The sequence below is a fragment of the Methylobacterium sp. J-078 genome, assembly GCF_022829285.1.
GTDB lineage: Bacteria > Pseudomonadota > Alphaproteobacteria > Rhizobiales > Beijerinckiaceae > Methylobacterium.
This window is the reverse complement of record NZ_JAKSYI010000060.1, coordinates 125760-149447: the sequence shown is the minus strand read 5'-3', so window position 1 is coordinate 149447 and position 23688 is coordinate 125760. Positions and strand designations below refer to the sequence as shown.

Sequence of the window (23688 nt, the reverse complement as noted above, 5' to 3'; positions counted from 1 at the left end):
GGGTCAGGAATAGCGGGTGTCGGCGACCCAATGGCCGGGGGCGACCTCGACCAGACCGCCGATGGCGTCCGAGTCGGCGGGGGGCAGGAGGGAGGCGGCGCGCAGACGGGCGCGCTCCTCCACCGGGTTCGGCACCGGCACCGCGCCGAGGAGGCGCCGGGTGTAGGGGTGGCGCGGGTCCTCGTAGAGGGCGTCCGCCTCGGCGAGCTCGACCACGCGGCCGTGCCAGAGCACGGCGACGCGCTGGCAGAGGTAGCGCACCATGCGCAGGTCGTGGGAAATGAACAGGTACGAGATGCCGAGCTCGTCCTGGAGGTCCTGCAGCAGGTTCACGACCTGGGCCTGGATCGAGACGTCCAGCGCCGCGATGGGCTCGTCGGCGACTATGAAACTCGGCTTCAGCGCGATGGCGCGGGCGATGCAGATGCGCTGGCGCTGGCCGCCGGAGAACTGGTGCGGGTAGCGCCGGGCGAAGCGCGGATCGAGCCCGACCCGGGCGAGCAGGCCCTCGACCTCGTCGCGCCGCTCCGCCCGCACCATGCCGGGCCGATGAAGCCGGAAGGGCTCGGCCACGTAGTCGCCGATGCTCATGCGCGGGTTGAGGGCGGCGTAGGGGTCCTGGAACACCATCTGGATGCGGGCGCGCATCCGGCGCATCTCCCCTGCGGAGAGCTTGGCGAGATCCGTGCCCTCGAAGGCGACGGTGCCGGCGCTGGGCGGGTTCAGCATGGTGACGGCGCGGCCGATGGTGGACTTGCCCGAGCCGGATTCGCCGACCAGCCCCAGGGTCTCGCCCGGCCGGATGTCGAAGCTGACATCCTGCACCGCCCGGAACACCGAGCCCTTGCCGCCCCACCAGCTGCGTAAGGGATAGTGCTTGCTGAGATTCCGCACCGAGAGCAGCGGATAGCGGTCGGCGGGTTCGGGCCTCATCGCGCGGCCTCCTCGGCGGCGAGCCGCGCAGGCAGGTCGTACCAGGCGGCCACGAGATGGCCCGGCGCGGCCCCGGGGGCCTGCGCCAGGGGCGGCGCCTCGGTCAGGCAGCGCGGGGTCGCGTAGACATTGCGCGCCGCGAAGGGGTCGCCCGCCGGCGGATGGCGCATGTCGGGGGGGGCGCCCTCGATCTGGTGCAGGCGCCGGCGCCCGGCCCGGCCCCGGCTGAGGTCGGGCAGCGAGCGCAGCAGGCCGAGCGTGTAGGCACTGCGTGGATCGCGAAAGATGTCGTCCACGGGGCCGCGCTCGAGAATGCGGCCGGCATACATGACCTGCACGGTGTCGGCGATGCCCGCCACCACCCCGAGATCGTGGGTGATCCAGACGATCGCCATGCCGATCTCGCGCTTCAACTCCTGCACCAGCGCGATGATCTCGGCCTGCACGGTGACGTCGAGGGCTGTCGTCGCCTCGTCCGCGATGAGGAGCTTCGGGCGGCAGGACAGGCCGATGGCGATCATCACCCGCTGGCGCTGGCCGCCGGAGAACTCGTGCGGATACTGGTCGAGGCGCGCACCCGCGTTCGGAATGCGCACGAGGTCGAGGAGGTCCTTGGCGCGGGCGCGGGCCGCGCGTCCGTCGAGGCCGAGATGGATGCGCAGGGGCTCGATGATCTGCGCGGCCACCGTCATGCCGGGGTTGAGCGAGCTCATCGGATCCTGGAACACGAAGCCGATCTGCCCGCCCCGGACCTTGCGCAGGTCCCGCTCCGGCAGGCCGAGGAGGTCGCGGCCCTCGAACAGCACTTGCCCGCCGGTGATGCGGCCGGGCGGACGCGGGATCAGCCCCAGCATCGCCAGCACGTGCACGCTCTTGCCCGACCCGGATTCGCCCACGATGCCGAGGGTCTCGCCCTCGGCGAGCGTGTAGGACACGCCGTTGACCGCGTGGACCGCGCCGCCCTCGCTGTCGAAGGCGACGGCAAGATCGCGGACGTCGAGCAGGGTCTGTCTCGCCTGCGCCATCGTCAGGTCCTCTGCCGGGGGTCGAGGGCGTCGCGTAGGCCGTCGCCCAGGAGGTTGAAGGCCAGCACCGCGAGGAAGATCGAGGCGCCGGGCCAGATCGCCATCCAGGGCGCCTGCTCGAGGAAGTTCTTGGCGACGTTGAGCATCGAGCCCCAGGAGGGTTCGGGCGGCTGCTGCCCGAGGCCCAGGAAGGACAGGCTGGCCTCGGCGATGATCGCGGCCGCGATCGTGAGCGTCGCCTGGACCAGGATCGCCGGCACGATGTTGGGCACGATGTGGTGGATCGCGATGCGCCAGGGCGGATTGCCGACGGCACGCGCCGCCTCCACGAACTCCTCCGCCGCCACCGCCTGCACCTGCGCCCGGGTCAGGCGCACGAAGGTCGAGGTCGCCGAGAGGCCGATCGCCACCATGGCGTTGGTGAGACTCGGCCCGAGGAAGGCCGCGAGCGCGATGGCGAGGATGAGGAACGGGATCGCCAGCAGCGCGTCGGTCAGGCGCATGATCACCATGTCGACCACGCCGCCCGCGTAGCCGGCGATGAGTCCGAACGGCAGGCCCAGCGCCACCGCGAGGGCGACCGAGGTCAGGCCCGCCCCCAGCGAGGCGCGGGCGCCGAAGACGATGCGCGCGAGCACGTCGTGCCCGACCTCGTCGGTGCCGAACGGGTGCGCCCAGCTCGGCGCGGTCCGGATCGCGCCCCAGTCCGTGGCGATGGGATCGTAGGGCGCGATCCAGTCGGCGAAGACCGCCATCAGGATCAGCGCCACCACGATGACGAGGCCGAGCATGGCGCTGCGCCGCGCTTTCAGGCGGGTCCAGAATTCGCGGATCGGGCCCGGCTCGGCGCGGGGGACGGGCTCGGCGGCCGGCAGGGCGACGCCGGCCGGGGCGATGGCGGCCTTGGTCATCGGGGGCCGTTTCCGTTGATCATGTCATCCCCGAAAAGGGCGCGCTTCCCTCCCCCTTGCGGGGAGGGATCGAGGGTGAGGGTGGTTGGGCGACCCTCAGGCTGCGGAGGCTGGCGGAGCCACCCCCACCTCCAACTCCTCCCCGCAAGGGGGAGGAGAGGCGCACAATCCTCGGACGAGGCCTGTGCCCAGGGTTCGCTCATCCTCACGCGCGCCTCAGCTTCGGGTTGACGAAGGCCGCGAGGAGGTCGGCCGCGAGGTTGAGGAGGACGTAGGTGGTGGCGGTGCAGATCACGACGCCCTGCACGGTGGCGTAGTCGCGGTTGAACACGGCATCGACCATGAGCTTGCCGAAGCCCGGCACCGAGAAGACCTGCTCGGTCAGCACCGCACCCGACAGGAGCTGCCCGAATTCGAGGGCGCCCAGGGTGATGATGGGAATCGCGGCGTTGGGGAGCGCATGGCGCAGGATGAGCCGCAAGGGCGAGACGCCCTTGGCCCAGGCGGTGCGGACGTAGTCCGAGCCGAGCACGCCCAGCATCGCCGCGCGGGTGTGGCGCATCATCACCGCCGCGATGGCGTTGCCGAGCACGAAGGCCGGCATCGCCATGGAGCGCAGGTTCTCGGACAGGCTCTCGAAGGGCGAGACGTAGCCGGAAGCGGGCAACCAGCCGAGCTGGACCGAGAACAGCAGGATCATCAGGATGCCGAGCCAGAAGTTCGGCACCGACAGGCCCCAGAGGGCGATGCCGTTGGCGATCGTGTCCGCGGCGGTGCCGCGCTTCACCGCCGAGAGGATGCCCATCGGCACACCGATGACGAGGGCCACCAGCATGGCAAGACAGGCGAGCTCAAGGGTGACCGGAAGCTTCTCGATCACGAGGTCGATGACCGGCTTCTGGAGACGGATCGACTCGCCGAGATCGCCCTGGAGCACACCGCCGGCCCAGAGGGCGTAGCGCACGGGCAGGGGCTGATCGAGGTGGTACTTCTGCCGGATGAAGGCGATGACCTCGGGGTCGCGCTCCTCGCCCGACAGTGCGGTCGCGGTGTCGCCCGGCAGCAATTGCTGCAGGGTGAAGATGATCATCGAGGCGATCACCAGGGTGGGGATCGCGAGCGCCAGGCGCTGGACAAGGAAGCGCAGCATCGGCCGGGCTCCCGCCTCAGTTCAGCGTGAGGCCGGTGAAACGCACGAGGCCGTCGGGATAGGGCGTGAAGCCGGAAAGCTTGGTGCTGTAGGCCCAGAACAGCTTGCGGTGGAACAGGTAGATCAGCGGCCGGTCGGCCATCACCCGATCGGCCAGTTGCTTCCAGGCTTGCGCCCGCTGGGCGGGGTCGACCGTGGCGCGCTCGGCGGCGAGCGCCGCATCCGCCTCAGCGTTGCAGTAGCGGGCGTAGTTCAGGGGCGTCTTGCAGGCCAGGAAGCTGAAGGTGTTGCCGTCCGGGTCGGGCCGTCCGCTCCAGGAGTAGAGATAGGCGTCGAAGTTGCCCTTGTCGGCGGCGTCGAGCGCGGTGGTGAAGTCGGTGGCCTGGAGCTTCACGTCGAAGCCGGCCTCGCGGGTCATCGCCTGGATGACCTGGCCCACCTGGGGCGCCTCGTTGTTGGCGTAGACCGTGAGGGTGACGGACGGTTTCGGCACGCCGGCCTCGGCCAGCAGGGCCTTGGCCTTGGCGACGTCCCGCTTCGGGAGGGGATAGTCCTTCACATAGGCCGGGTGCTTCGGGGAAACCCACTGGTTGCCGGGCAGGAACTCGCCGCTGAACACCACCTGGTTCAGGGCGTTGCGGTCGATGGCGAGATCGAAGGCGGCGCGCACGCGTGGGTCGGCCACGGCCGAGCCGGCCCTGTTCGGGTTGAAGACGATGGACTGGAAGCCGAGCTCGATGGTCGAACCGACCTTGAGCTTCGGGTCCCGGGTCACCTGCGGCAGGTCGGTGGGGGTCAGGCGCTCCAGGAGTTCGAGCTGGCCGGCGCGCAGGTTGGTCAAACGCACGGTGCCGTCGGGGATCGGCCGGAACTCGATGCGCTTGAGGTGGATCTGGTCCTTGTTCCAGTAATCGTCGAAGCGCTCGACCACGATCCGGTCCTGCGGCACCCGCTCGACGAACCGGAACGGCCCGGCGCAGACGGGGGCGGTGGAGAACTTGTCGCCCAGCCGCTCGGCTGCCTTGGGCGAGACCATCATCCCGGCCCGGTCGGTGAATTGCGCCATGAGGGGCGCGAACGGCGTCTTGAGAAAGATTTTGAAGGTCAGGTCGTCGACGACCTCGACCCGGTCGATCGGCGCGATCTCGCCGCGCCGTTGCGAGCCGGGGAGCTTCAGGTGGCGCTCGATGCTGTACTTGGCCGCCGCCGCGTCGAGCTTCTCGCCGTCATGGAACAGCACGCCCGGCCGCAGGGTCATGGTGAGCGCCTTCTGGTCCTCCGACAGGTTCCAGCTGGTGGCGAGCTGCGGCACCGGCTTCAGGTCGGGGCCGATATCCACGAGCTTGTCGCACATCGCGGCGAAGACCATGCGGCTGGTGAAGGTGCGCGCCAGCGTCGGGTCGAGGGCGTCCGGGTCCTCCATCAGGCCGAAGCGCAGGGTCTGGGCCTGCGCCGAGCGTGTGAGAGCGGGTGACAGCGAGACAGCGCCCACGGCGAGGCAGGCAGCGAACAGACGCAGCATCCAGTGTCCTTCGGGTCAGGGACCGTTCGGGATCGGCGTTCGTCCGCGCGGGACGCGCGGCAGGGTCGATCCGGTCGGCACGTCCAAAAGTGTATACATTATCTGTGCCAGCGGGCCGCTTTGCAACGACCCGGCATCACCAGACCGAGACCTGCCCGTCGCGCCGCGGATCGCTGGCGCCGACATAGCCCTCGGTGCCGGGGTCGCCCATGCGCCAGATGAACTGGCCGGCGCCGAAATCCTGGTAGCTGTCCTCGATCACGTCGACGCGGTGGCCGCGCTCCACCAGCCCCTGCAGGGTCGCGGCCGGCATCGCGGCTTCCGCGTTGATCTCCAGGCCGGCGTTGAAGCGCCAACGCGGCGCGTCGCAGGCGGCCTGCGGGTTCTGGCCGTGGTCGATCATCCGCACCAGGGTCTGCACGTGGCCTTGCGGCTGCATGTTGCCGCCCATCACGCCGAAGCTCATCACGGGCGCGCCGTCTTTCGTGAGAAAGCCTGGGATGATGGTGTGAAAGGGCCGCTTGCCCGGCGCCACAACGTTGGGGCTCGCCGCATCCAGCACGAAACCGTAGCCGCGGTTCTGCAGGGACAGGCCCCATTCGGGCACGACCACGCCGGAGCCGAAGCCCATGAAGTTCGACTGGATGAAGCTCACCATCATGCCGGATTCATCGGCGGTCGTGAGGTAGATCGTGCCGCCCCGGACCGGGTTGCCGGCGCCGAACACTTGAGCCCGGCGCGGGTCGATCAGCTTCGCGCGCGATGCGAGATAGCCTGGGTCGAGCATCGCCTCCGGGGTCACCGCCATGCTGCGGGCGTCGGCGACGTAGCGGTAGGTGTCGGCGAAGGCGAGCTTCATCGCCTCGATCTGGAGGTGCTGCGCTTCCGGCCCGTCCGGGGCCAGGCCCGCGAGGTCGAAGGATTCGAGGATGCCGAGGGCGATCTGGGCGGCGATGCCCTGTCCGTTCGGCGGGATCTCGTGGAGCGTGTAGCCCCGGTAATCCTTGGCGGTCGGCGTCACCCATTCGGGCCGGAAGGCAGAGAGGTCCGCCACCGTCATGGCGCCGCCATGCGCCGCGGCGTGCCGGGCCATGGCCTCGGCGATCTCGCCCTCGTAGAAGGCGCGCCCCTTCGTCTCGGCGATGGCCCGCAACGCGCGGGCGATGCCCGGCAGGGTCACGCGCTCGCCCACGTGCGGAGCGCGCCCGTGGGGCAGGAAGGTCTCGGCGAAGCCCGGCTGGCGCACGAGGTCGGCGACCTTGGCGGCGGCGGCCCATTTCTGCTGCACCACCACCGGCGCGAGGTAGCCGCGCTCGGCAATCGCGATGGCAGGCTGCAGGAGATCCGCGAAGGGCAGCTTGCCGAAGCGCTCGCTCAAAGTGACCCAGGCGGCGACGGCGCCCGGCACCGTGACGGAATCCCAGCCCCGCATCGGCGGCCGCTCGGCCGCACCGTATTTTCGGGTGAAGTAGTCGGGGGTCCAAGCCGCCGGCGCCCCGCCCGAGGCGTTGAGCCCGTGCAGCTGCCGGCCGTCCCACAGGATGCAGAAGGCGTCCGAGCCCAGCCCGTTGCTGCAGGGCTCGGTGATGGTCTTGGCCGCCGCCGTGGCGATGGCGGCGTCCACCGCGTTGCCGCCCTGCCAGAGCATGCGGATGCCGGCTTGCGCGGCGAGCGCGTGCGAGGTCGAGACCATGTTGCGGCCGAAGATCGGCATCCGCACGGTGGGGTAGCCGGTGGTCCAGTCGAACGGCTTCATCGGATCGGGGTCTCGCGCATCGAAGGATCGGGCGATGATGGCGACGAACGGCCGGGCCGCCAAGTCGGGCGACCGGCTGCTCAGGGCATGCCGGTCACCCGCGATCCCCCGCCGCGCGGGACGGCGCGCGCGTCAGGGAATGACCCGCTCGGCCCGCAGGCGCGCGAACAGGTCGAAGAACGCATCGTCGGTGGCCTGGTAGTCGAGGAAGCCGAGGCGCCGGCTCTTGCTCATGTCGGTGACGACCTCGATCGGCCGGCCGAGATCCGCGTCCGTGTGCCAAGCCGAGGCGAGGCGCCTGAGATCGGCCTCCTTGAGGCCGTGCCGCGCGGCGAGTTCGGCCCAGAGCGGCGCGGCCCCGTCCATCTGCTGCGCCAGGGGCAGGATCGTGCCGTCGAAGGGTGCCGGCTCCACGCCGAACCACTCGGCGATCCGGCCCCACATCCAGCTCCAGCGGAAGACGTCGCCGTCGACGATGTTGAAGGCCTCGTTGCGGGCCGCCGGCGTGGTCGCGGCCCAGGCGATCTGGCGCGCCAGGATGCGGGCATCCGTCATGTCGGTGAGCCCGTTCCACTGGGTGGCCGAGCCCGGGAAGCGGAAGGGGCGGCCGGTCTCGCGGCAGAGCGTTGCGTAGACGGCCAGCGTCACGCCCATGTTCATGGCGTTGCCCAGCGCGTAGCCGATGATGGTGTGGGGCCGGTGAACGCTCCAGCCGTAGCCATCCCGCGCGGCGGCGGCGAAGACTTCGTCCTCCTGCGCATAGTAGAAGTTCTCGACATCGAGGCGGCCCTGGTCCTCGCGGAAGGGTGTGGCCGGCAGCGTGCCCTTTCCGTAGGCCTCGAAGGGGCCGAGATAGTGCTTGAGGCCCGTGACCAGTCCGACATGCTGCACGCCACCGTTTGGCCGCAGCGCATCGAGGAGATTGCGCACCATCGCGCCGTTGACCCGGATGTTCTCGGCCTCCGTCTCCTGGCGCAGCCACGTCGTGATGAAGACGTCGGTGGGGCGGACCTCCGCCAGGGCCTCGCGCAGATTTCCCGGGTCGAGCAGGTCGGCGGCCACCGGCGTCACGCCGGGCACGTCGGCCGGCGGGCGCCGGGCCAGACCGGCCACGGACCAGCCCTCCGACACGAGGTGCCGGGCGAGGTTGTTGCCGACGATGCCGCTGACGCCGGCGATGAGGGCCGTTCGGGTCATGAAAGTCTCCGTCTTGATCTGAGGCGGACCTATGGAGAGAGTCCGCCCCCGACCAGACGGCACCGTTCGGGGTCATAGGCACCAGAAGGTAACCACGATGGAGAGGCGGAGCGCGGACGAGTCGTGGCGCGAGGATTGCGCGCCGCGCCGGGTGCTCGAACTGTTCGCCACGAAGTGGACGAGCATGGTGCTGCATACGCTCCACGCCCGCCATGCCGGGTGCGCCCGCACCGGCGTGCTCCAGCGCAGCCTGCCCGGCATCTCGAAGAAGATGCTGACCCAGACCCTGCGGGACATGGAAGCGAGCGGCCTCCTCACCCGACACGTGGCCGGCACGGTGCCGCCCGCGGTGGAGTATCGCCTGACTCCCCTCGGCGGCCGCTTCGTCGAGCCGGTGGAGATCCTCTACGCCTGGGGCCGGGCCAATGCCGACGCCCTCGACGACCTGAAGCCCCGGCCGACGTCGCGCCGCTAGTAGCCGCGCGCGCGGTCGACGCCGACGGGCACCGCGCCCGTCTCGCGGAACGACCGGATTGCGGCCGCCACGATCGCCGAGGCGGAGGCGCGGCTCGTCGGCGCCGCCACGTGGGGCAGGATCGTGACGCCCGGATGGTCCCAGAGGCGGTGCCCCGGCGGCAGCGGCTCGGTCGCGAAGACGTCGAGGATGGCATGGCCGAGATGGCCCGAATCCAGTGCCGCGATCAGATCGTCCTCGACGACATGGGCGCCCCGCCCGAAATTCACGAGGCCGGTGCCCCGGGGCAGGCGCGCGAAGATGTCGTGGCCGAGGATGCCCTGCGTCTCGTCCGTGAGGGGCAGCAGGTTCACGAGGATGTCGGTCCGATCGAGGGCGCGTGCCAGCCCGTCCGGACCCGAGACCACCGCGACGCCGGGGCAGGCCGCGCCGGAGCGGCTCCAGCCCTGGACCGGGAAGCCGAGCGCGCGCAGGACGGCCGCCGACGCGCGCCCCATCTCACCCAGGCCGAGCAGGGTCACGGTGCGGCCCTGCGCCGGGCGCGCCTCATGCTGCACCCAGACATGCCGGCGCTGCTGATCCGCATAACGCGGAAAATCCCGGTGGAGGTGCAGCACCGCGGCGGCCACCGCCTCCGCCATGGCGCCGGCCAGGGCCGGATCGACGAGGCGCAGCACGGGCACCGGCGGCAGCGCCGCGTCGAGGAGCAGGCGGTCCACGCCCGCCCAGAGGCTGTGGATCCAGCGCAGAGCGGGCAGCCGCGCGAGGGCACCGGGCGGCGGGTTCGCCACGATGGCGATCTCGGCCCCGCGCACCGCATCGGAATCGGCCGGACTCGCCAGAGTCTCGTCCGGCATGGCCCGCCTCAGAGCCGCGCGCCAGGCCGCCTCGTCCGCCGGCTCCAGGCTCGTGACGAGCAGAAGCGGGGGCCGTGTCCGATCGGGCGCCATGCGGGTCGTTCCAGAGAAGAGTGCAGCCGGGTGAGGCCGGCCATACGCCTCCGCCACGCGTCGTCAAGATCGATGGATCAGCGCGACGTTGGGGAGACTGAAGATGCTCGGGAAATAAATGGTGCCCAGGGACGGAATGGGCCCACGAGCTAGAACCACTACCTAAGACACTGATATTGCAAGGATACAGCTTTTACCGCCCGCCCCTCTGTGACCCACATTGTGCCCCAGGATTACCGCTAAAGCAAATCGTCGTGCAACTGGTTGCAACAAGCCCAGTCAACGAGCGGCCACATCGGCTGGCCTCAGCTGTGGGATCGACCAGTGCACACCGTTTGCGTGCGTCTCGCTCTCGTCGAAGGCGGCCAAGACAACTCCATCCGAGCTGCATCTGATAGTCCAACGTCTCGACTTGAACGTCTCACATCACGGTGTCATACGCCTTTGCCCATCGCCCCCTTTTTCCGTTGAGGTGGTGGCAAGCCCATGAACGCCACCACTGAAGAAGCCGCTGTCTCCATACAGGCTCTGGCGATCGAAGTAGGCGGGATTGTCCCGCAAATTGAGTGTAGAAGCATTTCGACTCCTCGGGTTGCCATGCCGGAGTTAGCAAGGCATCCCGCAGAATTGGCGGTCCCGTGTGACTGCGCGGCAATCCAGCTGTATATCAGAAAATTTTCTTATAATGGATCCTAGGATCTGGATGCGTCGAAATCGTATTTCGACTAAGAAACTGATTTGAAAGAGTTATTAGTTAGCAAACCTCAGGCTTCTCGAGGCTGATTTTTTCCCGGAATTGATTCTGGCATCTCCCCCCCCCTCCCTACAGAAGGTTCAAATCATATCGCGAAGCGCCCTCTCCCCCCAGGGTGTGAAACTGTCCTAAAATGTGATCACGTGACCAAGCGCTTGTCGCATCTAAATGCCTAGCTCAATTGCAGAGCGTCCAGCTGCGAGTTGAGTTGTTGACGCCTGTTGCGGGGTTGGGAAGCCGCCGGTGCAGGGGCTCGCCTTCATCAGTTGCTGCGAGAGAGCCCCCACGATTCCAGTCAATTCGCAGTCAAGTCGACCAAAGCCTAAGGTAGTGTCTTAGTTCTGAATCTGATTCCGAATGGTCGATTCCTTCGTTCTCGTCCGAATTCCCACGCGATCCTTCCTCCTGGCGTAGACTTGGCGCCAAGCCCGAGTGTACCCAATTGTGCCACTCAGAAATAGGCCTCTGCCATCTGCCCGAAACCGACGAACTGATGTAAGCTGGGCACGAAGTGGAGCCTCGTCACCTACACACCTTGCGTGCCGCTTCGCTCCTTCCTGAACATGGCTAATAGGCATGATAGCGTAACGATGATCCCGTTTCTCGATGCTTCTTCGCCGTTGCGGAACGGACGGGGGTAACCGCGACGCCGCCCAGTCATGCGGCCCACCAATAAGGCCTACAATGCTAGAACTCGCCGTTATGATTGCCGGCGACGCGGGAGCGTGCCGCGCATTGCCTCTTGGAAGATCGACAGCAACGAGAGGCTTGGTCGCTACCAGTGGACAATGGGGCGAACGCACGGCTGGCTCACCCGCCTCCCGCGCTCGCTGGTTTGCGAAGAGCGCCGTGCCGACATCGCCGAGGCCTTCATCAGCTACGCGGCAGGCTTCAGTTCAATTCCAGGCGCTATCCGCTGCTCGCAGGATGAACCTAAGCGGTTGCAGAGCCAAGCTCTTGCATTAACACTCCTGCTAGGAGGCGAGCGGTATCAAGCGAGTCGTCGCCGACCTAATTAGCTCGGGCATATGTCAGAATCGTACGATGTCGTTCCTCCCCTTGCGGGAGCCATGGTCGAGTCCTTGAGGGGCGTCGGCTATTCGATCGCGACGGCCCTAGCGGACATCGTGGACAACAGCATCTCCGCCGGGGCGCGGAACGTTTGGGTGACCTTCGCCTATCGTGGGGCGGCATCCACCGTCTCGATACTCGATGACGGCGGTGGGATGTCCGCAACGGAGCTCCTCGGGGCGATGACTCTCGGCGGAATCAGCCCGCTGCTCCATAGGGCAGAAAAGGACCTCGGTCGCTTTGGCTTGGGGTTGAAAACCGCGTCCTTTTCCCAATGCCGATGCCTGACCGTCGCCTCCCGACGCAACGGCTTAGTCTCCGTCCGTCGTTGGGACCTAGACTATATCGCGAGGCCGGACGTTGGGGATTGGCGGCTGCTATCGTCGCCGAGGAAAGGATCGGAAGAGCTGCTGTCTCCCCTCGACCTGTTGGAGCAAGGCACGCTTGTCCTGTGGGAAGGCTTAGACCGCATCGTCGGCCCTGGAGGGATGAAGGACGCGGCTTTAGAGAACGCCTTTCTGGCTCTGGTAGAGCGAGTGGAACAGCACCTCGCGATGGTCTTTCACCGTCTGATCGAGGGCATGTCGCCGGAACTGCGCTTGTACATCAATGGCCATCGAGTCAAAGGCTGGGATCCTTTCCTGAGGAGCCATCCAGCCACTTACAGCACTCCTACCGACCCCTTCAGCTCCCCACATGGTCGGGGAGAGCTTCAGGGATTCGTGCTCCCTCACAAGGACAAGCTCAGCGAAATTGAATACCGCGCAGCAGGCGGTATCGAGGGCTGGACGTCGCAGCAGGGCTTCTATGTCTACCGGAACCAGAGGCTGCTGGTCGCGGGTGGCTGGCTTGGGCTCGGTTCGCCCCGTGTTTGGACTATGGAGGAGCCATTCAAGCTCGCCCGCATCAGGCTTGATTTCACAAACAGCGCCGACCACGAATGGGACATTGACGTCAAGAAGTCGACCGCACGCCCGCCGAGATACCTCCGCGCTCGCATACAGGAGCTTGCTGAGAACGTGCGGGTGAGGGCCAGGAGAGTGTTCGCTCATCGGGGGGAATACGGAGCGAGGGCCGCCGTTCAGGACCTTTCGACGGTCTGGGTGTCCAGAACCTTGAAAGGCGGCACTTCCTATCGGCTAAATCGCGACCACCCCCTGGTGGCTCGGGCACTCAATGACGCAGACTCGAAGTCGGTTTCCGAGCTGCTGAGGTTGGTGGAAGAAACCGTTCCCGTGCAGCGCATCTGGCTCGACACTGTCGAGAAGGGCGAGATGCAGAAGGAGCCGTTTTCCGAGGACGCCTCGCCCGAGGTGGAGGAGCTTGCAAAATCGATGCTGTCCCATCTTGTTGGCAAGGTAGGGCTGTCTCATGAACTCGCCGTCATGAGGCTCCGGACTACAGAGCCGTTCCAGAACTTTCCGCAATTGATCGCGCGGCTTTCCGCGAGCCCTTCCATTCAGGTAACCGCATGAAGTCGCCGCAGGAGACAGCGCTCGGATTTGCACAGACCTCAATCGAGGGGCAGAGGGGCGAAGCGCCAATCACTCCCGAGACAATCGCAGCTGTTATCGACCAAATCATGATGCTCCCTGCAGCGCTGCTCGCGACCAAGCAGGTGGATCGTGAAGCTCTACGCGAGGAGCTTGAGACGCGTTATAGCGTGTGGATCGGCAAGGCCACGGCGCTCGAGCAGAACGACAACCATCTTGCTTGGCTGACACCGGAGCGAAAGATGAACTGGCGGCTCTGGCCGCGATACCGGCAGTTCCTGGAAGGGAGCTGGTCGCCGATGGCGGTGGACGGGCTTGACGACGCCACGGATCAAGTGATCTCGCGCCTGGAGGCACCGGACAGGCCCGGCGCCTGGGATCGCCGCGGCCTTGTCGTAGGGCACGTTCAGTCCGGCAAAACCTCTAACTACACGGGCCTGATCTGCAAGGCAGCCGACGCAGGCTACAAGGTGATCATCGTGCTGGCCGGGCTACACAACAATCTCCGCAGCCAGACCCAGATGCGCTTAGACGAAGGCTTCCTAGGCTACGAAACCTCTACACAGTACGACCGCTCAGCCACTCTCGCGAACTCCATCGGCGTGGGTCTGATCGACAGCGATCCCTCGATCAGGCCAGACTACATCACGACCAGGGACGAGAAGGGAGACTTCAAAGCCGCGCTCGGCAAGAACTTCGGCATCAGTCCCGGCGGTCGCCCGCTCTTGTTCGTCGTTAAGAAGAACGTCAGTGTACTCAAGAGCCTCCTTGGATGGATCGACAAGGTCCTGAACGGGGCTTCGGTTCTGGAGAATGTGCCTCTGTTGATCATCGACGACGAGGCGGACCACGCCTCGGTCGACACCAACGAGCAGGCTTTCGACGAGAACGGCAAGCCGGACGAAGAACACAACCCAACGAAGATCAACGGGCAGATTCGTCTTCTCCTCCGCAAGTTTCAGAAGTCGTCCTACGTGGGGTACACCGCAACCCCCTTCGCCAACGTCTTCATCCACGAAGCAGCCGATACGCCGAAGCTTGGGCCAGACCTGTTCCCGCGCAGCTTTATCGTGAACCTGCCGGCCCCTTCGAATTATGACGGGCCGGTGAGGCTGTTCGGCCTCGATCCGAACGATGACGAGGCCGGCGTCACGGCACTGCCGCTCGTCCGCGTAATCATGGATCATGCGGCCACAAGCAACTCGAAGGAGACGTCCGGGTGGATGCCACCCGCGCACAAGAACGGGTTTGCTCCTCGTCATGGCGGCAAGGATGAGGTCCCGCCAAGTCTGCGCGAAGCGATTCTGTCGTTCATCCTCGTATGTGCCGCACGCCGCGTAAGGGGACAAGCGAACGCACACAACTCCATGTTAGTGCACGTCACCCGTTTCACATCCGTGCAGTCGGCGGTGCGTGGTCAAGTCGAAGCCGAGCTGAACCAGATTCGACGGCGGCTGCGGTTTGGGGAAGGAGGAAATGAAGGCGTCAGATACCAGCTCAGGAAGCTGTGGGATGAGGATTTCGTCCCGACTTCTGCTGCCTTCCTGTCAATACATCCGGATCGCAAGTCGGCACCGGTAACGTGGGACAAACTCGATCAGGAATTCGCCGACGTGACCGAACGGATCATGGTTCGGACGATCAACGGCAACGCTGGAGACATTCTCGACTATGAAACCCACAAGGAGATGGGCCTGAATGTCATCGCCGTCGGGGGCGACAAGCTGGCGCGCGGCCTGACTCTCGAGGGCCTTAGTGTCAGCTACTTTCTGCGCGCCAGCAAGATGTACGACACACTCATGCAAATGGGGCGCTGGTTCGGCTTCCGTCCAGGATACCTTGACCTCTGTCGATTATATATGACGGGGGAACTCAGGGAGTGGTTCGCTCACATCACAGAAGCGGCGGAGGAGTTGCGTCGCGAGTTCGATCACATGAGGGCGATCAATGGAACGCCGAAGGACTACGGACTGAAAGTCCGCTCGCATCCGGTGATGATGGTGACCTCGAAGGTTAAGATGCGCCACGCCTCGGAAGTTGATATCGACTTCGCTGGAGCCATTCAGGAAACTGTCGTGTTCGCGCGGAACCCGAACGTGATCCGCGCAAACTTCGAGGTCACCCAGGACCTTCTTGCCGCCCTCGGTCCGCCGGCTGAACGCCCACCTGTACGGCCCCGCAGCGGGAGCAAGGCACACGAATGGACTGGGGCAAGGTTGTGGTCTCATGTCGATGGACCACACATCGTGCGCTTTCTCCGGGACTACCGAACGCACGATAGCGCCCATTCCGTGAATGCCCAGATGATGGCTGAGTTCGTGGAAAAGCAAATCGAGCGAGGAGAGCTGACCGACTGGACAGTTGCCCTGCTTTCCGGTGATGACGAGGTCGTATTGCCTGTCGCGGGCGAGGACGTTCAACTTGTTCACCGCAAGGAGAACGAAAGGTCCGTACTCATAGCGGACCAGAGAGCGCAAGGCCGTTACTTGATCGGACGTCTGCTGGCACCTCGCGATGAAGCCATCGATTTCGACGCCGGGAGCTACGACGAAGCACTCGCCCAGACGCAGGCGAAATGGGAAGCGGACGCGGGCAGGTCGCGTCGCAAAACACTACCAGACACGCCATCGGGGCCGGCCATTCGGGCGGTGCGAGGCCGCCATCCACAGCATGGGTTGCTACTGCTCTACCCGTTGTCACCAAAACCGGCGGACATCGATGTGAAGGTCCCGATCATCGGGTTCGGAGTAAGCTTTCCGGAAAGCCGTGACGCGAAGCCAATCAAATACACGGTGAACAACATTTTCTGGCAGCAGGAATACGGAGCAGAAGCTTGAGCGAGGTCAGGAGAGCCTGGGACGCGCTCATTGGTGAGGGGAGGACAGAACCAGGGTGGCATGTCAGGCGTGTCCATAGCGTGTCGTCCTGCGACATCCGAGCCGCTATCAGCGCACCCAGCGGCGCATTAGCGCTGCTGTTCGAGGTGCAGTCCCGTTCGATCCCCGCCGGCGCAGCGCTGCCCGCATGCGTTGGCTTCCAGCTGACTCCGGAAACGATGGTGCCCGGCCCAAGCGGCCAGACACGCCTGTGCCTGTCGCTTCGGGATGCCCGTTTCCGGACAGTCTTCGAGACTCTCGCCGGCGATGTTGCCGGGGCCGTCGCCTCGGCCCCGTCCGAGTCATTGGGGGTGAAGGCTCTGCTTACGCGTTTGAGGACCTGGGAACGGTTCGTGCAGCGCTTCGGCCCAGACCATCTCAGTGACGAGCAGCAGCTGGGGCTGTTTGCCGAGTTGCGTTTCCTGACATCATGTATCCTGCCCTTCATAGACACCGGCGCAGCTGTCAATGGATGGCGAGGTCCGCACGGCGAACCTCAGGATTTCCGCTTCCGTGCGGCCGCCATCGAAGTGAAGGCGACTGCATCCCGCAACCCGGTGTCGTTTCGTGTCTCGAACCTCGATCAACTAGACCGGAATACGCTCGAAATTCTGTTGGTCCATTTCCTCGCAGTCGATCCTGGATCGCCCTCTGGCCCCACCCTTCCTGAGGTCGTGGCAGACCTGCGTGCTGCCCTCGCGAACGCCGACCCGGTTGCCGCCTCGGATCTGGACCTTTCGCTCATCGAGGCGGGCTATCTCGATCAGCACGAGCCCGCCTATGCAGACAAGCGCTATGCTGTGCGGAGCGTCTCTTGGTTCGTCGTCGAAGCTGGATTCCCCCGCCTGACCAGGAGCACGGTCCCGCCGGGCATCGGCGAGGTGAAATACAGTGTCATGCTGCAATCCTGCGCGCCTTACATGATCGACGAGGCAACCGCGTTAGGCATGCTTCGGGGAAGAATTTGATGTCGCAAAGCTTCCTCTCTGAACTGCAGGCGGAAGTGCTGCATCGTGCCTCGGGTGGCGACGGTTCTAGCCCCGACTTCCGCGAAAACGTGTTCACGGAATACGTTATGGAGCTGCTCTCGGGAGAGGTCGGCATCGTCGAAAATCCGGAGGCGGTACACTACCAGGGGGAGATTGGCCGGGGGCAGGCTAGGATCAACGGCTACGCCCTTGCTGACGACCATCCGGAGCAGGACACTATTGACCTGTTCGTGGCCGTTTACAGGGGAGTCGACGAGCTGACGAAGATCTTGACCAAGGAACTGGAGGATGCAGCCAAACAAGCAGTGCGGTTTTTCCAGGCAGCACTGGGCGACCTTCATGCCCGTTTAGATCCGGCACATGACCCTTTCGCCATGGCCCAACGAATCCATGATGCGCGGTCAAGGATCAAGCGGGCGCGCCTGTTCATCCTGACCGACGGCCTTTCCGACTTGGCCCGGGCCAAGCCTAAGGTCATGCCCCTTAAGGACAGTAGCGTCGACCTGAAAATCGAGTTCTGGGATCTTGAACGATTGGCTAGGGCGCTCGCTTCGGGTCGTCCCCATGAGGAAATCGATATTGACGTGGCCGCGCTTTCAGGAGCACCGCTCGCGTGTATACCGCTGCCAAGCGGCAGTGGCGATGAGTATACAGCATTCGTGACGGTGATCCCCGCGACCCTTCTTTTTCGCATCTACGAAGATCACGGGCCTCGCCTGCTGGAACGCAACGTGCGATCATTCCTTCAGGCGAAGGGCAAGGTAAACCGAGGCATCCGGGACTCGCTCAAGGTGCAGCCGAGTCGCTTCTTTGCCTACAACAATGGAATCTCGCTGACCGCCGACAGTGTTGAAACACAGGACCTCGGGAACGGATCGGTCGGCATTTCCCGTATCAAAGGTTTGCAGGTCGTCAACGGTGGTCAGACCACTGCCTCGATACACCGCTCTGGCAAAGAAAAAATCGATCTCAGCAAAGTTTTCGTTCAGGCTAAGCTGACGGTGATCCAACCCGATCTGACTGACGAGCTTGCTCCACGAATCGCTGAATTCGCCAATACTCAGAACCCAATCCAAATGGCGGATTTCTCGGCTAATGATCCGTTCCACATCGAGATCGAACGCCTATCGAATGTAGTGTGGCTGCCGGATCAGCAGGGCAGATGGTTCTACGAACGCGCACGAGGCCAATACTTTGTTGCCTTATCGAATGAGGGTAGAAATGATGCAAGAGTGAAGCGTTTCAAGGAGAAGACCCCTGCTCATCGGAAAATAACCAAAATCGAGCTCGCGAAATACATAAGCGTCTGGGACCAGTTGCCAAACTCTGTAAGCCTGGGCGGCCAAAAGAACTTCGTGCAGTTCACTCAGCGAATCCGCGAGACAAAACCGAAAACCTGGAAACCCGATGAAAAATTTTACAAGGAGCTGATCGCTAAGGCGATCGTCTACAAGGAGGTCACTCGCGTCGTGCACACCGGCGGCTTTCCCGATCTCCGCGCGCAACTTGTCGCCTACGTGGTCTCAGCACTTGCCTTCCGGACAGGCGGCCACTTCGACCTTCTACTCGTTTGGCAGGAACAGCGGATCTCGGCCCAGCTTGAGGACTTGGTCCGCGCCTGGGCAGCGGAAATTTCTGCGGGCATTCGCGATAGCGCCGCCCGGCGAAAGCTGAGCAATTTCTCCGAGTGGTGCAAGAAGGCCGATTGCTGGAAGGAGGTGCAGAAGCTTGCTCTTCCTTTCCCGCTTAAAATGCCGCCGGAATTCGGCAAGGTTGAGAAGAAGAGTGGCGGGTGGGGCGTTGCTCCCGAAGAAGTCCGCGTGGCTATGCGACCTGACGACATGGACGCTCAAACGCAGTGCCGCCGCGTTGCAGCCGAGGAGTGGATTCGCATCATCGCTTGGGGCACGGAGAGTGGACATCTCGACGCGCGGCAGAAGCAGGTGGCCACGGAACTCGGAGCCGCTGCTGCAGCCGGGTGGGCGAAAGAAATCGATGCGAAACGCGCTCGGGAAGGGCGTGCGATCATCAATCTCGCGATGGAGAACGGAGGCTTAGTCGCGGCGTCCGTCGCTTGAGTTCAGCCTCCGAAGACAGCGCCCCAGTCGTCGGTTTCGAATGACCCTTCCGCATTGATGCCGGATTGACGAGCTTGCGATCCGGCGAACGCCTTACCGGTCGAGATCCCGTCTGCTCGCCAGGCGGGCATTGCCTGCCGGTATTCTTCAGCGTTCACCCAGCCGCGTGAAGCAGTCGGCGGTGCGTCGTAGAGGTCGTTTTTCAGCCGACTGAAAACATCCTCGCCCCTTGGTGGCGCGTCACCGTGGAGGTGGCGCTCCCGTCGGGCTTCGAGGAACAGGCGCTTGGCGAGATTAGTCGGACGATGCCGAGCCTGCCAGTCCAACTCCGGTTCAACAAGTCCGGTCATCACAAGGAAGGCGAGTACGTCGGCTGCGTCGTGGTTGTCAGACTTTGATCCGGTCACACGATTGACGCCGACCCAGCTAATCCAATTGAATACGACCAGATGCGTCAGTATTGAAAAAAACTGTCCCGCGTCTAAGAAGCGGTGCCCAAATGGAACGCGCCTTGAAGCGCCAAGCTGCCACTGCCCGTCCCGCCAGCGGAGCGCCTCGAACTCCGCGATGATCTCAGGTGCTGCAGGCCACACCCCCGGCTGGATGACAGCCATGAGGGATCGATAAAGATCGGGCGGCGCGTGACGTTTTGCCCAGTAAGCCAGTCGCATCTCGTAAGCCGCACCCCACATCGGATAATAGTCTTGAGGTGAACCCGAGTGCCGCGCATGACAGTACAGCCGACAATGCCGATCTTCGAGTAGATGGTCGTCAATGGCTGCCGGTACTTCCGAAGTGCCGGTGTAGAGCCCGAAGATGCCGGGAGCCACGCGTCTGAAACATGGATTGGAGATCAGTACGGCGCCGACGCTTGATTCTGAGAAAGCGCCCTGACCATGATCGATAATTTTTCGCCGCAGATCGATCATGCGCTGTGCGCCGAACTGCGCGAGTTGCTTTACCAGCATGTCGCCGAGAGAGCCATCGGCGAAGTGGGTCTCCTCGACACGTCGGCGTTCGAACGGTGGCACAGATAGGCAATCGACCTGCTGGAAATTGTTGGCGAGGCACAGCCATATTCCGTCGAATAAGGGTGCGAAGAGATGCGTAGCTTCGCTTGCCTGCATCTCGAACATCCGTGAACCGCAGTCGTCATCTGGGAACTCAGAGCGATACTCGATGATCAGCGTTCCGATGTCGAAGATACCCGACTGCGCGATGCGACGCGCGACCGCGTGCATGCGTCCGGTCCGCCGCGCTTTAGAGCCAATGTGACCTGTGAAGATATACCCGTCGTACACTGCCCAGAGGTCGTCTTCTCCGGAGATGGAACCAATGACCGATGGGGCGATCTCTTGCAGTGTGTCCAATGGCATCGGGGTTTGATAGTTGCTTAAAACGTCGCCCAAAAGGCGATCCAGCTTCTGCCAATCCTCGGCCTCCTCGGCACTCCTGAACCAGCCGGCAGAAGTCTTGTGCGCGCTCGCCCCAAGATATCCAACGATGCCGTTATTGAACACGATGTCAATCGCGAGCAGGAACCACGGGTCAAGCTTTCGAAGGCGCGCCTGCACCTCGTTTTCTGGAAGCAAAGACTGCGGTCCGAAAAGTGTGACCCATTGCGCATTCCTCTCCTCATCGAGGTAGCGCTTGAATGCTGCGCGACTTTTAGTATTCGCGCGTAGCCGCGTGAGAGCTTTGCCTTCGACTTGGCTCACTCTTTGTCGCGTAACGTGCACGCGTTCAGCAATTTCCTGGAGCGTTTGTGGTGCATCTCCATCCAAACCGTAGCGGCTGTGAAGCACTTCGACTCGGTTCGGAGGAAGTGCAGCAATCTCCTGCTCAATCCACTCGCGCGTCGTGAGCCCCTCCGGCACTTCATCTTCAGTTTGGACAACAACTGAGTCGGCGTCAGGCAGCCCTAGTGCTTCGACATGGGCAGTGAGAAGCTCGAAAGCTTCGGTCACCGTCTTCTTGCCGGCGTTCTTACACCCTGTCATGCGTGCACGGACTCGATCCGGCTGGAGAAAGAAGTCACGCACCTTCAGGTCGTCCAGTGCTCCCGTCGCGAGCAGATTGGTCAGCCGCACGGAAACATGGCGACTGCCGAGCACAGTTCGTATCGATGCATCAAACTCGGCCGGATCGAAGCCACTCAGCGGATCGGTGATGGGTAGCCCATCTTCCTTGACAGTCAGGTGCAGCGCAAAGGCGTTCAAGGCGTCGAGAGCCTCATTGGCGGTCTTGCGGCCCAGGTTCCGTACATTCATCAACGCCGACGCAAATTCCGACCGGTTGGCCAGCGCCTTCCCGACAGTCCAACCGCAGAAGAAGTCTTGGTTCGCCGCGATGCAGTTCGACAGACGAACGCTGCATTCGCCCTCCAACATTACCTCGCCAACTGTCCTGACTTTCCATGAGATTGGAGCGGTCATCTCGTCGGCGATGACGATGCGCTCAGTGATACTCTCAGGCTCCCGAAACTCTTCACTGACGACCGTAGCATCCTCCAGAAGAGGGGCCGCCAGGACCTCCGGATTTAAGGGTAGCGCAGTAAAGGTGGTCCTGATTGATTCGTCCAAGTCGAGTTTGAGAATTTTCAGGATATTCGGACCGGTATCGTCCGTTTCTGCCTCTTCGCGACTGATGGGGTTGCGCACAAAAGCGTGGAACTCGCCCAGGATCTCTGCAGAGGGGTGCGCTTCCGGAGCCAGTTGTATTGCTCTCTGGTTCACCGCTGGTGTTGCCAAAGGAAAATGGTCAGCCTTCTCATCCCTCCCACTGGTCTCATCGGTGGCAATGGGAGTCAGATTGGGCTCTGAAGAGATGACCGGAGCGGGCAAGCTCACGTCGTCATCGGCAATCTCGACGGCTTCGACTGAGTGGAGCGCGACTTCCGACGGAGGCCCATCGGCACACCGCTGCTCACCCTGGTAGGGCACATCGGTGGCGATGAGGGTCGGATCGGTCTCCGAAGGGACGGCCGAAGCTGGCAGGTTTACCTTGCTATCGGCAATCTTGACGGCTTTGACTGCTTGGAGCGCAACTTCCGTCGAAGGCTCTTCGGCACAGCGCTGCGCACCCTGGTTTGGCACATCGGCGGGGATTGACTTAGGCCTGGAGCTAAGCGTCCCGGGTTCATTGGCAGCGACGGCGGCACAGGGCGTCTCTAACAGAGGACCAGCAGCCGGAGATTGTTGCCTGGAGGTACGATGGTGAAGGCGTTCGGCGATTTTCTCCGGGGTAAGCAGCACCTGCGGCGCGACTGCGGTCGGAGCCTGTCTCCGCTTACTGAAGACACCAAACAATTTTTGGAAGAGGGCGCTCACGTCCCGACCCCTATCGAACCTCGGCACTTACGAGCCCTGCGTAACACGCTGGTCTTGTGTCCGCGAGCCGGTACCCCAGAAAGGCCACACGTGATGCATCATGGCCATCAATCGCCTTGGATGCCTTGACCGGATCGATACAAGAAGGGTTGTCGAAGGCTGAATTGCCTGGCAACCTGGCTCAGGAGGCGAGTTAGGGGATCAGTGTGATCAAGGGCATAGACCTTTTCTGCGGAGCGGGTGGCAGCAGCATCGGCGCGCGTCGTGCTGGCGTCGAAATGGTCGGCGCTGTGGACGGTTGGGACATGGCCACCCGAACTTATGCCGACAACTTCCCGTTGGCGAAACGCAACGTGATCACCACGCGGCTGGATGATGATTCGGGAGAGGCTTTATTCAATCGGCTGGGAAAGATCGACCTGATCATCGCGTCACCCGAATGCACACACCATTCGATAGCCAGGGGCGCTAAAGCCCGCTGTGAAGAAAGCAAGCGCTCAGGCTGGTATGTGATGCCCTTCGTCAACGCCCTTAAACCAAGATGGGTGGTGTTGGAGAATGTCACGCCCATGCGAAACTGGACAGGTTTCGATCAGCTCATGGCAGCGCTCAAGGCAGATTACAATGTCAGGCTTCAAGTGCTGAACGCCTGTGATTTCGGCGTGCCGCAATCCCGTCGGCGGTTGTTCGTAATGTGCGACAGGCGTCGTATGCCAGACGAGATTGTTCCTCTTGCCGGGCAGCAGCGTACGGCTGCCAGCGTGTTGGACCCTCAGGGTACTTGGGCAGCAGGGCCCCTACGAAAACCCGGTCGCGCTCCCGCAACGCTGGCCAGGGCCGATGCAGCAATCGAAAAGCTGGGTGCAGCCAAGGACTTCATTGTCGTCTATTATGGCTCTGACCGTGCTGGTGGATGGCAGCCACTCGACCGCCCCTTACGCACCCTGACCACGCTCGATCGCTTTGGGCTGGTCCAGTGGCAGGACGGCGAGCCGACGTTCCGGATGTTGCAGGTGCCTGAAATCCAGCGCGCGATGGGCGTTGAGGACATGATCCTGAACCAGGGTTCACGCAGGGATAGGATCAAGCTCCTGGGTAACGGAGTGTGTGCGCCCGTGATGGAGCATGTGATAAGAAGCCTGACAGCGCGGGAGTTCGGATTGCAGAAAGCGGCTTGAC

The 23688-nt window shown here is 63.8% G+C and carries 15 protein-coding genes; 6 read left to right on the top strand and 9 right to left on the bottom strand.

What is annotated here, in order from left to right; genetic code table 11:
• Positions 1–3: 3 nt before the first annotated feature.
• The 7 genes from MKK58_RS08805 to MKK58_RS08775 form a co-directional block, all read right to left on the bottom strand.
• Positions 4–933: an ABC transporter ATP-binding protein gene (locus tag MKK58_RS08805; protein ID WP_243911712.1), complete on the bottom strand. Its 930-nt coding sequence runs from the start codon at positions 931–933 to the stop codon at positions 4–6.
• Entirely contained in the window at positions 930–1958 is a 1029-nt protein-coding gene (locus MKK58_RS08800; RefSeq protein WP_243911711.1) for an ABC transporter ATP-binding protein, read from the bottom strand. The genes MKK58_RS08805 and MKK58_RS08800 overlap by 4 nt, the downstream gene beginning before the upstream one ends.
• A gap of 2 nt (positions 1959–1960) precedes the next feature.
• The gene (locus tag MKK58_RS08795) at positions 1961–2869 is read right to left on the bottom strand and encodes an ABC transporter permease (RefSeq protein WP_243911710.1); all 909 of its coding nucleotides are present in this window, start codon (positions 2867–2869) and stop codon (positions 1961–1963) included.
• A gap of 205 nt (positions 2870–3074) precedes the next feature.
• A complete protein-coding gene (locus MKK58_RS08790; RefSeq protein WP_243911709.1) occupies positions 3075–4019 on the bottom strand; it encodes an ABC transporter permease in 945 nt (314 codons plus the stop codon).
• A 16-nt stretch (positions 4020–4035) separates the two neighbouring features.
• Positions 4036–5541 carry an ABC transporter substrate-binding protein gene (locus MKK58_RS08785; RefSeq protein ID WP_243911708.1) on the bottom strand — a complete coding sequence of 502 codons (1506 nt, stop codon included), beginning with the start codon at positions 5539–5541 and terminating at the stop codon, positions 4036–4038.
• Between the two features lie 136 nt (positions 5542–5677).
• Complete coding sequence (locus tag MKK58_RS08780) at positions 5678–7297, bottom strand: gamma-glutamyltransferase family protein (RefSeq protein WP_243911707.1); 1620 nt, start codon at positions 7295–7297, stop codon at positions 5678–5680.
• A 132-nt stretch (positions 7298–7429) separates the two neighbouring features.
• On the bottom strand, positions 7430–8494 hold the full coding sequence (locus MKK58_RS08775) for an SDR family oxidoreductase (protein WP_243911706.1): 1065 nt from the start codon (positions 8492–8494) through the stop codon (positions 7430–7432).
• 97 nt (positions 8495–8591) lie between these two features.
• Here MKK58_RS08775 and MKK58_RS08770 point away from each other — a divergent pair, with 97 nt between their 5' ends.
• The gene (locus MKK58_RS08770) at positions 8592–8969 is read left to right on the top strand and encodes a winged helix-turn-helix transcriptional regulator (protein WP_243911705.1); all 378 of its coding nucleotides are present in this window, start codon (positions 8592–8594) and stop codon (positions 8967–8969) included.
• Here the strand turns inward: MKK58_RS08770 and MKK58_RS08765 are convergent.
• Complete coding sequence (locus MKK58_RS08765; RefSeq protein WP_243911704.1) at positions 8966–9919, bottom strand: 2-hydroxyacid dehydrogenase; 954 nt, start codon at positions 9917–9919, stop codon at positions 8966–8968. The two genes, MKK58_RS08770 and MKK58_RS08765, sit on opposite strands and share 4 nt — an antisense overlap.
• Positions 9920–11743: 1824 nt before the next feature.
• On the opposite strand from MKK58_RS08765, the gene MKK58_RS08760 reads away from it, so the two are divergent.
• Genes MKK58_RS08760 through MKK58_RS08745 form a run of 4 tightly spaced genes read left to right on the top strand, consistent with a single transcriptional unit; the run spans position 11744 to position 19180 of the window.
• A complete protein-coding gene (locus tag MKK58_RS08760; RefSeq protein ID WP_243911703.1) occupies positions 11744–13219 on the top strand; it encodes an ATP-binding protein in 1476 nt (491 codons plus the stop codon).
• The gene (locus MKK58_RS08755; protein WP_243911702.1) at positions 13216–16074 is read left to right on the top strand and encodes a Z1 domain-containing protein; all 2859 of its coding nucleotides are present in this window, start codon (positions 13216–13218) and stop codon (positions 16072–16074) included. Before MKK58_RS08760 ends, MKK58_RS08755 begins: the two co-directional genes overlap by 4 nt.
• The gene (locus tag MKK58_RS08750) at positions 16071–17081 is read left to right on the top strand and encodes a PD-(D/E)XK motif protein (RefSeq protein WP_243911701.1); all 1011 of its coding nucleotides are present in this window, start codon (positions 16071–16073) and stop codon (positions 17079–17081) included. Before MKK58_RS08755 ends, MKK58_RS08750 begins: the two co-directional genes overlap by 4 nt.
• Positions 17081–19180, top strand: coding sequence for an AIPR family protein (locus MKK58_RS08745; RefSeq protein WP_243911700.1), 2100 nt, complete (start codon positions 17081–17083; stop codon positions 19178–19180). The genes MKK58_RS08750 and MKK58_RS08745 overlap by 1 nt, the downstream gene beginning before the upstream one ends.
• Before the next feature lie 2 nt (positions 19181–19182).
• Here MKK58_RS08745 and MKK58_RS26985 read toward each other — a convergent pair whose 3' ends face one another.
• Positions 19183–22509, bottom strand: coding sequence for a sigma factor-like helix-turn-helix DNA-binding protein (locus MKK58_RS26985; RefSeq protein WP_243911699.1), 3327 nt, complete (start codon positions 22507–22509; stop codon positions 19183–19185).
• 206 nt (positions 22510–22715) lie between these two features.
• Between MKK58_RS26985 and MKK58_RS08735 the strand changes: the two genes are divergently transcribed.
• Positions 22716–23687: a DNA cytosine methyltransferase gene (locus MKK58_RS08735; protein ID WP_243911698.1), complete on the top strand. Its 972-nt coding sequence runs from the start codon at positions 22716–22718 to the stop codon at positions 23685–23687.
• The last annotated feature ends 1 nt before the right edge of the window (position 23688 follow it).

Coding starts and splice junctions, on each gene's coding strand:
- MKK58_RS08805 (WP_243911712.1), bottom strand. CDS start 933: ATGAGGCCCGAACCCGCCGACCGCTATCCGCTGCTCTCGGTGCGGAAT.
- MKK58_RS08800 (WP_243911711.1), bottom strand. CDS start 1,958: ATGGCGCAGGCGAGACAGACCCTGCTCGACGTCCGCGATCTTGCCGTC.
- MKK58_RS08795 (WP_243911710.1), bottom strand. CDS start 2,869: ATGACCAAGGCCGCCATCGCCCCGGCCGGCGTCGCCCTGCCGGCCGCC.
- MKK58_RS08790 (WP_243911709.1), bottom strand. CDS start 4,019: ATGCTGCGCTTCCTTGTCCAGCGCCTGGCGCTCGCGATCCCCACCCTG.
- MKK58_RS08785 (WP_243911708.1), bottom strand. CDS start 5,541: ATGCTGCGTCTGTTCGCTGCCTGCCTCGCCGTGGGCGCTGTCTCGCTG.
- MKK58_RS08780 (WP_243911707.1), bottom strand. CDS start 7,297: ATGAAGCCGTTCGACTGGACCACCGGCTACCCCACCGTGCGGATGCCG.
- MKK58_RS08775 (WP_243911706.1), bottom strand. CDS start 8,494: ATGACCCGAACGGCCCTCATCGCCGGCGTCAGCGGCATCGTCGGCAAC.
- MKK58_RS08770 (WP_243911705.1), top strand. CDS start 8,592: ATGGAGAGGCGGAGCGCGGACGAGTCGTGGCGCGAGGATTGCGCGCCG.
- MKK58_RS08765 (WP_243911704.1), bottom strand. CDS start 9,919: ATGGCGCCCGATCGGACACGGCCCCCGCTTCTGCTCGTCACGAGCCTG.
- MKK58_RS08760 (WP_243911703.1), top strand. CDS start 11,744: ATGGTCGAGTCCTTGAGGGGCGTCGGCTATTCGATCGCGACGGCCCTA.
- MKK58_RS08755 (WP_243911702.1), top strand. CDS start 13,216: ATGAAGTCGCCGCAGGAGACAGCGCTCGGATTTGCACAGACCTCAATC.
- MKK58_RS08745 (WP_243911700.1), top strand. CDS start 17,081: ATGTCGCAAAGCTTCCTCTCTGAACTGCAGGCGGAAGTGCTGCATCGT.